Annotated in this window: 11 protein-coding genes; 3 read left to right on the top strand and 8 right to left on the bottom strand. The window is 71.0% G+C overall.

Going from position 1 to position 14,817, the window contains the following annotated elements:
- Window positions 1-43: 43 nt before the first annotated feature.
- The 3 genes from AB0I04_RS43375 to AB0I04_RS43365 form a co-directional block, all read right to left on the bottom strand.
- A complete protein-coding gene (locus tag AB0I04_RS43375; RefSeq protein WP_252776333.1) occupies window positions 44-286 on the bottom strand; it encodes an RNA-binding protein in 243 nt (80 codons plus the stop codon).
- 1 nt (window position 287) lies between these two features.
- Complete coding sequence (rpsP, locus tag AB0I04_RS43370; protein ID WP_360898542.1) at window positions 288-755, bottom strand: 30S ribosomal protein S16; 468 nt, start codon at window positions 753-755, stop codon at window positions 288-290.
- A gap of 215 nt (window positions 756-970) precedes the next feature.
- The gene (locus tag AB0I04_RS43365) at window positions 971-1,882 is read right to left on the bottom strand and encodes a LysR substrate-binding domain-containing protein (protein WP_360898540.1); all 912 of its coding nucleotides are present in this window, start codon (window positions 1,880-1,882) and stop codon (window positions 971-973) included.
- A 270-nt stretch (window positions 1,883-2,152) separates the two neighbouring features.
- Here AB0I04_RS43365 and AB0I04_RS43360 point away from each other — a divergent pair, with 270 nt between their 5' ends.
- Both AB0I04_RS43360 and AB0I04_RS43355 read left to right on the top strand, forming a co-directional pair.
- Window positions 2,153-3,748, top strand: a complete 1,596-nt coding sequence (locus AB0I04_RS43360; protein ID WP_360898538.1) for an aldehyde dehydrogenase (NADP(+)) — start codon at window positions 2,153-2,155, stop codon at window positions 3,746-3,748.
- A gap of 86 nt (window positions 3,749-3,834) precedes the next feature.
- Entirely contained in the window at window positions 3,835-5,016 is a 1,182-nt protein-coding gene (locus AB0I04_RS43355) for a mandelate racemase/muconate lactonizing enzyme family protein (protein ID WP_360898536.1), read from the top strand.
- 158 nt (window positions 5,017-5,174) lie between these two features.
- On the opposite strand, the gene ffh is transcribed toward AB0I04_RS43355, so the two are convergent.
- Complete coding sequence (ffh, locus tag AB0I04_RS43350; protein WP_360898534.1) at window positions 5,175-6,728, bottom strand: signal recognition particle protein; 1,554 nt, start codon at window positions 6,726-6,728, stop codon at window positions 5,175-5,177.
- A gap of 249 nt (window positions 6,729-6,977) precedes the next feature.
- Here ffh and AB0I04_RS43345 point away from each other — a divergent pair, with 249 nt between their 5' ends.
- Window positions 6,978-8,633, top strand: coding sequence for an acetolactate synthase large subunit (locus AB0I04_RS43345; protein ID WP_360898532.1), 1,656 nt, complete (start codon window positions 6,978-6,980; stop codon window positions 8,631-8,633).
- 52 nt (window positions 8,634-8,685) lie between these two features.
- On the opposite strand, the gene AB0I04_RS43340 is transcribed toward AB0I04_RS43345, so the two are convergent.
- From AB0I04_RS43340 to AB0I04_RS43325, 4 genes are all read right to left on the bottom strand, one after another.
- Window positions 8,686-10,116 (bottom strand): hypothetical protein, encoded by a 1,431-nt coding sequence (locus tag AB0I04_RS43340; protein WP_360898530.1) that lies wholly within the window; start codon window positions 10,114-10,116, stop codon window positions 8,686-8,688.
- Between the two features lie 113 nt (window positions 10,117-10,229).
- Window positions 10,230-12,575 carry a [protein-PII] uridylyltransferase gene (locus tag AB0I04_RS43335; protein WP_360898528.1) on the bottom strand — a complete coding sequence of 782 codons (2,346 nt, stop codon included), beginning with the start codon at window positions 12,573-12,575 and terminating at the stop codon, window positions 10,230-10,232.
- A gap of 2 nt (window positions 12,576-12,577) precedes the next feature.
- Window positions 12,578-12,916, bottom strand: coding sequence for a P-II family nitrogen regulator (locus tag AB0I04_RS43330; protein ID WP_360898526.1), 339 nt, complete (start codon window positions 12,914-12,916; stop codon window positions 12,578-12,580).
- The gene (locus tag AB0I04_RS43325; protein ID WP_360898524.1) at window positions 12,913-14,343 is read right to left on the bottom strand and encodes an ammonium transporter; all 1,431 of its coding nucleotides are present in this window, start codon (window positions 14,341-14,343) and stop codon (window positions 12,913-12,915) included. The genes AB0I04_RS43330 and AB0I04_RS43325 overlap by 4 nt, the downstream gene beginning before the upstream one ends.
- Between the last annotated feature and the right edge of the window lie 474 nt (window positions 14,344-14,817).

Here is a 14,817-nt window from a genome sequence, read left to right as displayed (position 1 = left end):
CCGGTGGTCGGGCCGCTCCGGCGAAGAGTGACGACCGTGAGCACTATCTGGCCTCGTTGAGGTCGAGAAGGTCGACGCGGATGTACCGGCCGCCAGCGAGGGCACCGATGACGGTGCGCAGGGCTTTGGCCGTACGACCGTTGCGGCCGATGACCTTGCCGAGGTCGTCGGGGTGCACGCGCACCTCGAGGACCCTGCCGTTGCGGAGCCGACGGGCGCGCACCCGGACGTCGTCCGGGTGCTCGACTATTCCGCGCACCAAGTGCTCGAGCGCCTCCTCGAGCACCTTAGGCCTCGCTCTTGGCTTCGGAGGTCTCCTCGGCCGGGGCCGACTCCTCCGCCTCGCTCTTGGCCTTCTTGGGCTCGGCCTTCTTCTTGGACTTGGGCGTGGTCGCCTTGCCTTCGGCCTCGTCCAGGGTCTCCTTGACGGCGGCCTGGAAGACCTCCTGCTTGTCCGGCCTCGCCTCGGCGACCTTCAGCGTGCCCTCGGCGCCCGGCTCGCCCTTGAACTTCTGCCAGTCGCCGGTGACCTTGAGGATCGCCAGAACCGGCTCGGTCGGCTGAGCGCCGACACCCAGCCAGTACTGCACCCGCTCGGAGTTGACCTCGATGAGCGAGGGCTCCTCCTTCGGGTGGTACTTGCCGATCTCCTCGATCGCGCGCCCGTCACGCTTGGTGCGGGAGTCGGCGACGACGATCCGGTAGTACGGAGCCCGGATCTTCCCCAGACGCTTAAGCTTGATCTTGACTGCCACGGGTGTGGTGTTCTCCAGATTCGAAATGGATGAGCGATGGGCACCGGGTGGGGACCGGAGCCGCCGCTCGGATGGACACCGGTGAACAGGTGAGAGAGGGCCCTGCCCGGTCCGGTTTTCCAGCATGCCATTCTGCCAGATGATGGCGGTGAAGTGGCAATCGATCGCTCTCCGTCGTGTCCGCGCGCCGGTTCGGTGGCCTCCGCGTCGCTGAATCACCGGCGTTCAGGGGGAAGCGGCAGGTCTTCGCGGCGCAGGCGGGCGAGGAGAAGGCGCAGTGCCGGGTTGTCGTTGCTCCTCCGCCACGCCAGGCAGAGCTCCACGGGGGCGGCACCGGGCGGGTCCAGCGAGCGGAAGACCACGTCGTCCGGGTGCAGCCGCGTGGCCGCCGCCGGCACGAGCGCGACGCCCCACCCACCGCCGACCAGCCCGAGGATGCTGTGCACCTGGCTGAGGTACTGCGCGAACACCGGGGCCACCCCGGCCGCGCGGAAGACGCTGATCAGCAACTCGTGGAAGTACCGCGCCTCGATCGGCGAGTACATGATGAACCGCTGCCCGTCGAAGTCGGCGACGCGCAACGGGCGGTCCGGTTCGGCCAGCGGATGCCCCGCGGGCAGCGCGGCGACCAGCGGCTCGCGCGCCACCGGCCGCGAGTCGAGGTCCGGCCGGGTGACCGGGGGCCGGACCAGACCGAGGTCGAGCGTTCCTTCGGAGATCGCCTCCAGCTGGTCCATGGTCACCATCTCGCGCAGCACGACCTCGACGCGCGGCAGGACCTCCTGCGCGGCCTTGAGCAGGACGCCGAGGGCGGTGTACGCGCTCGCGGCGGTGAAGCCGACGGTGATGCTGCCCGCCTCACCGGCCGACACCTGACGGGCCGCCAGCGCCGCGTGCTCGGCCTGCCGGATGAGCCGGCGGGCCTCGACGAGGAAGGCCCGGCCGGCGTGCGTGAGCTCCACCGAACGGTTGGTGCGGTCGAACAGCCGGACGCCGAGGTCGTTCTCCAGCAGCTGGATCTGCCGGCTCAACGGAGGCTGGGTCATCCGGAGCCGGGCGGCGGCCCGGCCGAAGTGGAGCTCCTCGGCGACGGCGATGAACCCCGCCAGCTGGGACAGCGTGAACATCGATACCCAGGTTATATCAATGGATGCGATTTTTGAGTTGGACGTGGATCAGTCGCGCATCTTAGCTTCGTCCCTATACCGGAGACGGAATACGTCCTGCCGTACTGTGCGCTCCGTAATCGTCGTCCGGTTACGCGGTGAGCATCGTCAAGGCGGGCATGAAGGTCGTCGGCCGGCCCGGTGGCCCGGTCCGCCCCCGCCGACCGACGTCGACGACGACGACGGCGAGCCCACAGGGCTCGCGACCCTCGTGAAGAAGGTGAGCTGACGATGACCGTGCAGGATGTGACGCTTTCCGGACACCAGTTGATCGGCGCGCGGGACGTCCCCGGGACCGGTGAGGAGTTCCACGGCGTCGACCCCCACAGCGGCGAGCGCCTGGAGCCCGCGTACCGCTTCGGTACGGCGGCCGACGTCGAGCGCGCCGCCGCATTGGCATGGGAGGCGTTCGGCACCTACCGCCACACCGACCAGGAGACCCGGGCGGCGTTCCTCGAGACCGTCGCCGACCGCATCGACGGGTTGGGCACGACGCTGACCGACCGGGTGACGGCCGAGACGGGCATCCCGGAGGCCCGGGTCAAGGGAGAGCTGGCCCGCACCACCAACCAGCTTCGGCTGTTCGCCCGCGTCGTACGGGAGGGCAGCTGGCTCGGCGCCCGCATCGACCCGGCGATCCCCGACCGTACGCCGCTCCCCCGGCCCGACCTGCGGCAGCGGAAGATCCCGCTGGGGCCGGTCGCGGTGTTCGCGGCGAGCAACTTCCCGCTGGCCTTCTCGGTCGCGGGCGGGGACACCGCGTCCGCGCTCGCCGCCGGCGCCCCCGTGGTCGTCAAGGCGCACCCCTCCCACCCCGGCACCTCGGAGCTGGTCGGCCGGGCGATCCGGGCCGCGGTCGCCGAGCACGGGCTGCCCGAGGGCACCTTCTCGCTGCTGCACGGCGGCCGCGAGCCGGGGGTGGCCCTCGTGACCGACCCCCGGATCAGGGCCGTCGGGTTCACCGGGTCCCGGCAGGGCGGTCTCGCGCTCGTCGCGGCCGCCGCCGCCCGTCCCGTACCGATCCCGGTGTACGCCGAGATGTCCAGCGTCAACCCGGTGTTCCTGCTGCCCGGCGCGCTCCGCGAGAAGGCCAAGGACCTCGGCCCGGCGTACGTCGCCTCGCTGACCACCGGCGTCGGCCAGCTGTGCACCAGCCCCGGCCTGGTCCTCGCGGTCGAGGGCGACGGGCTGGACGCCTTCGTCGAGTCGGCGGGCGCGGCGCTCCAGGAGACCGCGGTGGCGCCCATGCTGAACCCCGGGATCCAGCAGGCGTACGACGCGGGCGTCCGGCGGCTCGAGACGCTCGACGAGGTCGCCGAGGTGGCGCGCGGCGGCGAGGATCAGACGATCGCCTGCGGCGGACGGGCCGCACTGTTCGTCACCGACGGGGACGCCTTCCTGGCGAATCCGGCGCTGCAGGAGGAGGTCTTCGGCGCGGCGTCGATCGTCGTACGGGTCCGGGATCAGGCCCAGCTCCTGGAGATCGCCGAGTCACTGGAAGGCCAGCTCACGGCCACCGTCCACGCCACGCCGGACGACCACGGGCAGGCCGCCGGGCTGCTGCCGAAGCTGGAGCTGATCGCCGGGCGCGTCGTGTTCAACGGCTGGCCCACCGGCGTCGAGGTCGGGAACGCCGTGGTGCACGGCGGTCCCTTCCCCGCCACGTCCGCCCCGGCCACCACGTCGGTCGGCACCAGGGCGATCGAGCGGTTCCTGCGGCCGGTCGCCTACCAGGACGCTCCGGCCGACCTGCTGCCCTCCGAGCTGCGCGACGGCAACCCGCTGGGCATCTGGCGGCGCGTCGACGGCGACCTCGGCCGCGACTGACCGACACCGGCTCCGTCCCGGGGCGGCCTTGCCCGAATGACGCGGGGCCGCCCCGTTCGCCCCTGCCATCACCCGAAGGAGTTCACGTGCCCACCTCATCGGCAGACGCGATCCCCGCCGCCTTCCAGGCCGGCGAGGCGACGCTCGATCGGATCTCGTGGATCGGGCTGTCCTCGGTCACCCTGCCGCTCGCGACGCCGATCAGCGACGCCAAGGTCCTGACCGGCAGGCAGCGGCCGATGACGGAGGTCGCCTTCCTGTTCGCCGAGATCCGCACCGAGGGCGGGCACGAGGGCATCGGGTTCGGCTATTCGAAGCGGGCGGGGGGACCAGGCCAGTTGGCGCACGCGAAGGAGATCGCCCCGGTCCTCATCGGCGAGGACCCCAGCGACATCGGCAAGATCTGGACCAAGCTGGTCTGGGCGGGCGCGTCGGTCGGCCGCAGCGGCCTGTCCACCCAGGCCATCGCCGCGATCGACGTGGCGCTGTGGGACCTGAAGGCCAAACGAGCGAACCTCCCCCTCGCGAAGCTGCTCGGCGCGCACCGCGACTCCGTACGCTGCTACAACACCTCCGGCGGGTTCCTGCACACGCCCATCGAGCAGGTGCTGGAGAACGCCGACGCCTCGCTGGCGAGCGGCATCGGCGGCATCAAGATCAAGGTCGGCCAGCCCGACAGTTCCCTGGACCTGAGGCGCCTCGAGGCCGTCCGCGAGCACGTCGGGGACGATGTGCCGCTGATGGTCGACGCGAACCAGCAGTGGGACCGGCCGACCGCCCAGCGGATCGGCCGGGCGCTGGAGAGGTTCGACCTGGTCTGGATCGAGGAGCCGCTCGACGCCTACGACGCGGAGGGGCACGCGGCACTCGCGAGGTCGCTCGACACGCCGATCGCCACCGGGGAGATGCTCACCAGCGTCGCCGAGCACTGGGAGCTGATCCGGCTCGACGCCGCCGACGTCATCCAGCCGGACGCGCCGCGGATCGGCGGCATCACCCAGTTCCTGAAGCTCGCCGCGCTGGCGGACCATCGGCACCTGCAGCTCGCGCCGCACTTCGCGATGGAGATCCACCTTCATCTGGCGGCGGCGTACCCGCACGAGCCGTGGGTGGAGCACTTCGAGTGGCTGGAGCCCCTGTTCAACGAGCGGCTGGAGATCCGCGACGGCCGGATGCACCTGTCCGGCAGGCCGGGGCTCGGCTTCACGCTGAGCGACCAGGCCCGCGCCTGGACGGTCGACCAGGCGGAGTTCGGCGACCGCCCCTGACGAGGGGATCGCACATCGCGTCACACGCCCGGCGACCACCGCTGACGAACACCGCGTCACACCTCCGGCGACCACCACTGGCGAACACCGCGTCATACGTACGACGGCCGCCCCTTCGCCTGGATTCCTCCGGGGAAGGGGCGGCCGTCGTTTTCCTGCTACTTCTTCTTGCCCTGCAGCTTGTTCAGGTCCGGCATCTGGAAGCCGGGCGGAAGCTGGCCCGGCATCCCTCCGCCGAGGCCCGGCGGGAGGCCCTGCGGCGCGCCGTCCGTGCGCTGTGTCTTGCCGGCCGTCTGCTGGGCGGCGCGCTTGCGGGGGTCGCCGCTGCGCTGCTTGCCCTTGCCCTTGCCCTTCTTGGCGGCTGCCTTGACCTGCTTGCGCCGGGTGCCCGGCATGCCGGGGATGCCCATGCCACCGGCTACCTGACGCATCATCTTCTGCGCGTCGAAGAACCGGGTGACGAGGTTGTTGACCTCGGTGACGGTGACGCCGGAGCCGCGCGCGATGCGGGCTCGCCGCGAACCATTGATGATCTTGGGGTTCTGCCGCTCGTCGGGCGTCATCGAGTTGATGATGCCGCCGATCCGGTCGAGGTCGCGGTCGTCGATCTGGTCGATCTGCTGCCGCATCTGCCCCATGCCCGGCATCATGCCCAGAAGGTTCTTGATCGGGCCGAGCTTGCGGATCATCTGCATCTGCTCGAGGAAGTCCTCGAGGCTGAAGTCCTCACCCGAGGCGAACTTCGACGCGAACTTCTCGGTCTGCTCGGCGTCGAACTTCTTCTGGGTCTCCTCGATCAGGGTGAGGATGTCACCCATGTCGAGGATCCGGCCCGCCATCCGGTCCGGGTGGAAGACGCCGAAGTCCTCGAGCTTCTCACCGGTGGACGCGAACATGATCGGCCGGCCGGTGATGTGGCGGACGGACAGGGCCGCGCCGCCGCGGGCGTCGCCGTCGAGCTTGGTCAGCACCACACCGTCGAAGCCGACACCGTCCATGAACGCCTGGGCGGTGGTGACGGCGTCCTGACCGATCATCGCGTCGACGACGAAGAGGATCTCGTCGGGGCGGACCGCGTCGCGGATGTCCGCCGCCTGGCGCATCATCTCCTCGTCGATGCCGAGACGGCCGGCGGTGTCGATGATGACGACGTCGTGCTGGGCGCGCTTGGCGTGCTCGATCGACTGCCGGGAGACCTCGATGGGGTCGCCCACGCCGTTGCCGGGCTCGGGGGCGTACACCGCGGTGCCGGCCCGCTCGCCGAGGACCTGCAGCTGCTGCACGGCGTTGGGCCGCTGGAGGTCGGCGGCGACGAGCAGCGGCGCGTGCCCCTCGCTCTTGAGCCAGCGCGCCAGCTTGCCCGCGAGGGTGGTCTTACCGGAGCCCTGCAGACCCGCGAGCATGATCACGGTCGGCGGGGTCTTGGCGAACCGCACATGGCGCGTCTCGCCGCCGAGGATGTTGACGAGCTCCTCGTTGACGATCTGGACGACCTGCTGGGCGGGGTTCAGCGCCCGGGAGACCTCCGCGCCGGCAGCCCGCTCTTTGATCTGCGCGATGAAGTCCTTGACGACGGGCAGCGCCACGTCGGCCTCGAGCAGGGCGACGCGGATCTCGCGCGCGGTCGCGTTGATGTCGGCTTCGGACAGCTTGCCCTTGCTGCGCAGCGAGGAGAAGACCGTAGTCAGGCGGTCGGAAAGCGTCTCGAACACGTGTCTGGACCAGTCCTAGGGTGCTTCGGGGATCGACCATCAACACTATCCGCTCAGCGGCCGTCGCATGCCGACCACCACAGATCACTGTGACACGGCGTTCGCGGTATCACCAGAGACGCCGGCCCGGTGTCATAGACGGACGCGCACCCGCCGAACGTGTGATCGGCCACATCGCGGAATGCCGCTGCGCTCTCGACACTTCCCCAAATCAGGTGAACAAGCCCGTTTAAGGGGGAGGAAGTCCGCATGGACCCGCAGGTGGAGGCCGCACGGCTCCTGGTCCGCTGCCTGGAGGCGGAAGGCGTCGAGTACGTCTTCGGCATCCCGGGCGAGGAGAACATCCACTTCGTCGACGCTCTCAACGAATCCTCCATCCGCTACGTCCTCGTGCGCCACGAGCAGGGCGCGGCGTTCATGGCCGAGATCTACGGACGGCTGACCGGCCGGGCCGGCGTCGCCTCGGCGACGCTCGGACCGGGCGCGATCAACCTGCAGCTCGGGGTCGCCGACGCGACGACCAACAGCACGCCGGTCGTCGCCATCTCGGCACAGGTGGGCCTGGACCGCATCTACAAGGAGTCGCACCAGATCATCGACCTCGTGTCGCTGTTCCGGCCGATCACGAAGTGGTCCGACATGGCGCCGACGCCGGAGGCGCTGCCGGAGATGGTCCGCAAGGCGTTCAAGACGGCGCAGACCGAACGGCCCGGCGCGGTCTACCTGGCGATCCCCGAGGACGTCGAGTCGGCGAAGGTCGACGCGTCCCTGAAACCACTCCCGATCAACGTCGTCCGCCCGAACGAGCCCTCCCCCTCCCAGATCGCGCGCGCCGCCGACATCATCGCGCTGGCCCGCCAGCCGATCGTGCTGGCCGGCCACGGCGCCACGCGCGACCACGCGAGCCACGAGCTGATCCGCCTCTCCGAACGGCTCGGGCTCCCCGTGGCGACGACGTTCAACGGCAAGGGCGTCTTCCCCGACGATCACGACCACGCGCTCGGCGCGGTCGGCTTCATGCGCCACGACTACGTCAACTTCGGCTTCGACGAGGCGGACGTCCTGATCTGCGTCGGGTACGAGCTCCAGGAGTTCGACCCGGTCAAAATCAACCCGCACGGCGACAAGAAGATCATCCACATTCACCGGTTCCCGGCCGAGGTGGACGACCACTACCCCGTCGAGGTGGGCATCCAGGGCGACATCCGGTCGAGCGTCCGCGTGCTCACCGACGCCGTACACCGCCGCTTCGACACCCGCGGCACCGGCGAGAAGATCCGGCGGATGCTGCACGAGGAGCTGGACCGCGGCCGGGTGGAGGACCGGTTCCCCATGTCCCCGCGCCGCATCGTCACCGACATCCGGGAGGCGATGGGCCGGCACGACATCGTCCTGGCCGACACCGGCGCGGTGAAGATGTGGATGGCGCGGATGTACCCGACGTACGAGCCGAACACGCTGCTGGTGTCGAACGGCCTGTCGTCGATGGGTTTCTCGGTGCCGGGCGCGATCGCCGCCAAGCTCGCGTACCCCAAGCGGAAGGTGCTGGCCGCCACCGGTGACGGCGCCTTCCTGATGAACTCCCAGGAACTGGAGACGGCCGTCCGGGAGAACGTCCCGATCACCGTGCTGATCTGGGAGGACAACGCGTACGGCCTCATCGAGTGGAAGATGGACCTGGAGATGGGCCGCGACTCGAACGTCCAGTTCGGCAACCCGGACTTCGTGAAGTACGCCGAGAGCTTCGGCGCCAAGGGGTACCGGGTCGAGTCGGCGGACGCGCTCCTGCCGACGCTGCGCGAGGCCCTCGAGCAGGACACCGTGTCGGTGATCACCGTTCCGGTCGACTATTCGGAGAACCTCCGGCTCACCTCGAAGCTCGGCGAGCTCACCGACCCGTTCTGACGGCCGCCGGGCGTTCTCCGGAGGTCGTCCGGAGAACGCCCGTGCGGGTGACTCAGCCGGCGGAAGCGCGAGCCGTGTAGAGGACGGCGGTGGGGTTCTGCGGGGTCAGGGTCGCGGGCGTGGGGCCGGCGATGAACGACGTGCCGGGCTCGTCGTTGCGGCCGAGGAAGAACGCCCGGTTGATCGCCTGCACCTTGATCGTCGCGCCGGTGTCCTTGCTCGTGGCGGGCACGCGGATGCCGGTGACCTCGGCGATGTCGGACGGCTTCGTCCCCGGCGGGAGCTGGACGGTCGTGGCCGCGGGCAGGTCCCGGTTGATGGACCGGTCCGGGAACAGGTGGTCCGAGCGGTACAGCGTCGGGTCGCCCTTGAGCTTGACGCCGATCGACAGGCCCACCCAGTCGGTGCCGTTGGGCGGGTCGACGGTCTGCTTGCGCACGACCAGGTAGAGGTAGTCACGCGGGTCGGCGATGAGGGTCTGGGAGGTCGTCGGCGGGTCCGCCGCGACGCGTCCCTCCCGGCGCGCCTCCGCCGCCACCACCCAGTACGTCCACGGGTTGCGGTCCATGACCTGCTCGCGGGCCTCGGTGGCCGCGTCCAGGCTCTGCGCGGTGGACAGCGAGAACCGCATCGGGTCGTCGACCTTGTCGCAGATGTTGTTGTTCAGCGTGCAGGTCTGCAGGAGCGGGTGGTCGCCCTCGTACGTGCCCGCGAACGGCTGCGTGACGTGGTTCGGCGCCTGGAAGACGGCGGTGCCGGGGACCCGCTTGCCCTGCGCGTCGACCTCGACCTGGTAGATCCACTCGATGTCGGACGTCCGGCCCCAGCGCGCCATGAGCTGCGGCGTGGACGTGCCGCCGTCCTCGTTGCTCCAGACGTACGAGTACGTGAGCAGCCGGTGCCCCGGCGTCTTGGCCGGGACGTCCTCGTGCCAGGCGACCAGCGGGGTGTCGGTGGCGTTGTTCTGGAACGGCCCGGTGGAGGTGCCGCCGGTGCCGTTGCGGCCGTACAGGACGGGTGCGTGCGCCATCTCGGTGTACGACGCCGAGCCGACCGCGACCGTACGGAACGCCAGGCCGGACACCCGTACGGTCTTGCCCGGTGAGCGGTCGGCGGCCACGCTGAGCCGCAGCGTGTGACGGCCCGCGGGCAGCTGTCCGAGGGCGAACTCCCGCTTGATCGGGAAGGCGGCGGGAACGACGTCGTCGGTGGCGTACCGGCCGTCGACGAACAGCGACAGGACGGCCGACTCGTGTCCCTTGACGGCCCAGGACACTCCCGGGGCCGCGGCGGTGACGGTGACGAACGCCTCTCCGGCGTGGCCGGTACGGAAGGTCACCGTCCGGTCGTGGCCGCGCTGGACGGTGGGGACGCCGGTGGCAAGGGCGGGTGTCGCCGCGGCGCCGGACAGGGCGAGGACGAGAGCGGGCACGACCGCGCGGGTGACGGCCGATCTGCCCTTGGTGACATGGACGTTGGACACAAGACCTCCTGAGGATCTCCAACGTCCAGCAGCCTCATGGTCATCACGGGCACCGTCAATGCGCTACACGATCATTTCCGGCGGTCTTCACCCTGCGGTCAGGAGTTCGCAGGTCAGCGCACGACGTCGAGAACGCTGCGGCGGATGGTCTCGCGCAGGGCGAGGTCGGCGAGCGGATGCCCGTCCTCGTCGACGATGTAGAAGACGTCGACGGCCTCCGCGCCGAGCGTCTCCACCCGGGCCCCGCGCACCTGGACGCCGCAGGAGCCGAGGGCGTGCCCGATCCGCCACAGCAGGCCCGGCCGGTCGTGGGCGCGCACCTCCATGACCGTCGCGGTGCTCGAGGCGTCGTCGAGGAGGGTGACGCGCGGCGGCGGCACCGGGACCCCCTTGCGGGGCTTGTACGACCGGGCGCGGCGTTCCAGCCGGGCCGCGACGTCGAGGCGCCCGGCGAGGACGCGGCGCAGGTCGGCCTCCAGGGCCGCCGGATCAGGCCCCGAGCCGTACTCGGGGACGGCGATGAACTCCAGTACGGCCGTGTCCGCCTGGTGCGGACGCCCGTCGCCGTTCGGCCCGTGCGCGACCGCCGCCCAGGACACCGTACGGGCGCCGCGGACGGCGAGGCGGTGCAGCGCGAGCACGCCCGCCGCCTGCCAGAGCAGGCCGGAACGGTCGGGGGCCACCATCGTGATCCGCGAGCCGGTGACGCGGACGGCGCCGCCGCCGTGGCGGGCGAGGGCCAGCTGTTCGGGGGTGGGGTCGGGTGCCACGGGCGGCGGCGCGCCGGCGAGCACCGCGGCGACCCGGCGGGCCAGTTCGGCGACGAGGCGGGCCTTCCACGCGCCCCACGCGGCCGGTCCGGTCGCCTGCCCGTCGGCGATGGCGAGGGCGGCCAGGGTCTCCAGCACGACGGGGTCGCCGACGGCCTCGGCGACCGTCTCGATCGTGACGGGGTCGTCGAGGTCGCGCCGGGTCGCGGTCTCCGGCAGCAGGAGGTGGTGCCGGACGATCGCCTCCAGCGCGCGCACGTCGGCGGCGTCGAAGCCGAGGCGCTGCCCGAGGTCGCGGGCCATGACCGCGCCCGTACGGGAGTGGTCGCCGGGCCAGCCCTTGCCGATGTCGTGCAGGAGGGCGCCGACGAGCAGGAGGTCCGGCCGGGCGACGTCGCGGGTGTGCGCGGCGGCACGGGCGGCGGTCTCCACGAGGTGCCGGTCGACGGTGAAGGTGTGGACGGGGTTGCGCTGGGGGCGGTTGCGGACGCGTTCCCAGTCGGGCAGGAGGTGGACGATCAGGCCGGCCTGGTCGAGCGCCTCCCACACGCCGATGGCGGCGGGGCCGGCGCCGAGCAGGGTGACCAGCGCATCGCGGGCCTGCGGCGGCCAGGGGACGGGAAGCGGCGCGGCCTCCTTCGCCAGCTTCTCGACGGTCGCGATGGAAAGGGGCAGGCCCGCCTGCGCGGCCGCCGCGGCGGCGCGGAGCACGAGCACCGGGTCCTTGCCGGGGTCGGCGCCGAGCGCGAGCACGACCTCCCCGTCCTGCTCGACGACCCCGTCGGCGAGCGGCCGACGGACGGGGCGTCCCGGCGGGGAGCAGAAGCGGCTCACCGTGCGCCATGCGTGGTCGGCGGCGTACGTGACGGTACGGGCGGCCTCGGCGACCGCGCGCAGCAGGGCGTGCGCGTCCAGGAGGCCGACCGCGCCGGCCACGGCGTCCTGTTCCTGGAGCACGAGGCGGTCGCCCGCGCGCCCGGTGTGCTCGTGCAGCGCGTGCCGGACGTCGAGGAGCAGGTCGTACGCCTCCCGCACCCGGGCCGTCGGAGCGGGCGCCACCCAGGCCGCCGCGATCGCCTGCATCGCGTGGACGTCGCGCAGCCCGCCGCGCGACTCCTTCAGGTCGGGTTCGAGCAGGAACGCCAGTTCGCCGTAGCGGCTCCAGCGGGACCGGGACATCTCCCGCAGCTCCGGCAGGCGCCGGCGGGCGTCGGCCCGCCAGTCGGTCAGGACGGTCTCGCGGAGCTCCCGCGTCAGCGCCGGATCACCGGCGACGTGCCGGGCCGAGATCAGGCCGAGGGCGGCCTTCATGTCCTCGCGGGCGACGGCGCGTCCCTCCTCGGGGGTGCGCACCGAGTGGTCGAGGCGCTGCCCCGAGTCCCAGATCGGGTACCAGACGCGGTCGGCGAGGGCGGAGATGTCCGGCCGGCCCCGGTGCAGGAGGACCAGGTCGAGGTCGCCGCCCGGGGTGAGCTCCTCGCGCCCGTGGCTGCCCACGGCGACCAGCGCCACGTCGGCCTCGGCACCGAGCAGCCGGGCGAGTTCGCGGTCCAGCTCTCCGGTGCGCGCGGCCCGTGCCGCCCCGAGCGCGGCACGGGCCTCGGCCGTCGCGGAGGCCCTGGAGACCTCACGGCCCGGCGGGGCGACCTCGCCCGCCGGGCCGTGTGCTCCCCCGATCACGTCCGCCACGCTTACAGCGCCTCCGGCCCGGTCTCCCCGGTACGGACCCGGACGACGGTGTCGACCGGGACCGACCAGACCTTGCCGTCGCCGATCTTGCCGGTCTGGGCCGCCTTGACGATGACGTCGACGATGTCGTCGGCGTCCTCATCGTCGACGAGGACCTCGACGCGGAGCTTGGGAACGAGGTCGACCTTGTACTCCGCGCCCCGGTAGACCTCGGTGTGGCCGCGCTGGCGGCCGTACCCGCTGGCCTCGCTGACCGTCATGCCGTGCACGCCGAACGTCTCCAGCGCCGCCTTGACGTCGTCCAGCTTGAAGGGCTTGATCACCGCGGTGACGAGCTTCATGCCTCCGCCTCCACCTTCTTGTCGCCCGGCTCCACGGACGCCGTGCCGCCGTTGGATGCCGCCTCATCGCCGGCGGTCGGCTTGCCGACGGTGAGCGTCGCCAGGATGCCCGATCCGGGCGTCCCGCCGTGGGAGGGGCTGATCTCGTACGCGGTCTCGGCGTGGGCGGCGAGGTCGATACCGGAGATCTCGTCCTCCTCGCTGACGCGCAGGCCCATGATCTTGTCGAGGATCTTGGCGATGATCCAGGTGACGACGAAGGAGTACACGGCGACCATGACCACGCCGATCGCCTGCTTGCCGAGCTGGCTGAAGCCGCCGCCGTACAGCAGGCCCGCGGGTCCGTCGCCCTTGGCCGGGGTGAGGATGCCGGTCACCGTGGGGGTGGCGAGGAAGCCGATGAGCAGGGCGCCCGCCGCACCGCCGACCGCGTGCACGCCGACGACGTCGAGCGAGTCGTCGAAGCCGAACTTGTTCTTCAGGCCGACGGCCACCGAGCACAGCGCGCCGGCGATGACGCCGACGATGATCGCGCCGACCGGGTTCACCGCGGCACACGCCGGGGTGATGGCGACGAGACCGGCGACGGCGCCGGAGGCCATGCCGAGCGCGGTGGGCTTGCCGTAGCGGATCTTCTCCGTGATGATCCAGCCGAGCGCCGCCGCGGCGGTCGCGACCTGGGTGTTGACGAACGCCACGGACGCCTGGGCGTTGGCCGCCAGCGCGGAGCCCGCGTTGAACCCGAACCACCCGAACCACAGCAGCCCGGCGCCGAGCAGCACGAAGGGGACGTTGTGCGGCCGCATCGGCTCCTTGGGCCAGCCGACGCGCTTGCCGACGACCAGTGCCAGGGCGAGGCCGGCCATACCGGCGTTGATGTGGACCGCGGTACCGCCCGCGAAGTCGAGGGTGCCGATGTGGTCGGCGAGGAAGCCGCCGTCCTTGGTCGTCGACGTGTCACCGAAGAAGAACACCCAGTGGGCCACCGGGAAGTACACGACCGTCGCCCAGATCGCGACGAACACGCACCAGGCGCCGAACTTGATCCGGTCGGCGATGGCGCCGCTGATGAGCGCCGGGGTGATGATGGCGAACATCAGCTGGAACGCCACGAACGCCAGCTCGGGCGACGTGCCGGAGGCGGAGATCAGGGTGTCCTTGAGGCCGATCTTGCCCAGACCACCGATGAACCCGTAGTTCCCCACGTCCTTGGCGAACGCGAGCGAGTAGCCGTAGAAGACCCACAGGACACTCACGATGCCGATGGTGGCGAAGTTCATCATCAGCATGTTGAGGACGCTCTTCTGCCGGACCATGCCGCCGTAGAAGAATGCGAGGCCGGGGGTCATCAGCAGGACGAGTGCTGCACTCGCGAGCAGCCAGGCGGTGTCGCCCGAATTCATGAGTTTGAGAACGTCCGGCGGCATGCGGGCCGTCCCTTCGGTGAGGTGGAGATACTGCTCAGGAGCTTCGAGCAGCGCGGTTTCACCAGCGGGGCATGAGTGTTTCGGCAGTGTGAAACCCTTCGGCCCGATGTTTCAGGTGTGTTTCGGTTTTCTCACCACGTATGGCCGTAAATGACCAAAAAAGAGATCACAGCTGTCACAGCGACCTCACCGACCCCAGAGGCCGCTTCGGTCACCGTCGCGGAGGGATGACGGGTCGCCGCGGGCCGACCGCCGCGCATACGCTGTGACCTGGACCGTAAGCCGGAGCGGATCGCTCCGGGTGGGGCCTGAGGCGAGGTCATGGCGGGGGTATCCAACACCGTACGGCCCGGACAGATACACGGACTGCCGGCCGAGGTGACGAGTTTCGTGGGGCGTCGGCATGAGGTGGCCGAGGTCAAGCGGTTGTTGTCGGCGTCGCGGTTGGTGACGTTGACGGGTGTGGGCGGTGTG

It is taken from the genome of Actinoallomurus sp. NPDC050550, from assembly GCF_040655075.1.
Classification (GTDB): Bacteria; Actinomycetota; Actinomycetes; order Streptosporangiales; family Streptosporangiaceae; genus Actinoallomurus.
Note: the sequence above shows the minus strand (reverse complement) of the source record. Positions and strands in the feature narration are given on the sequence as shown.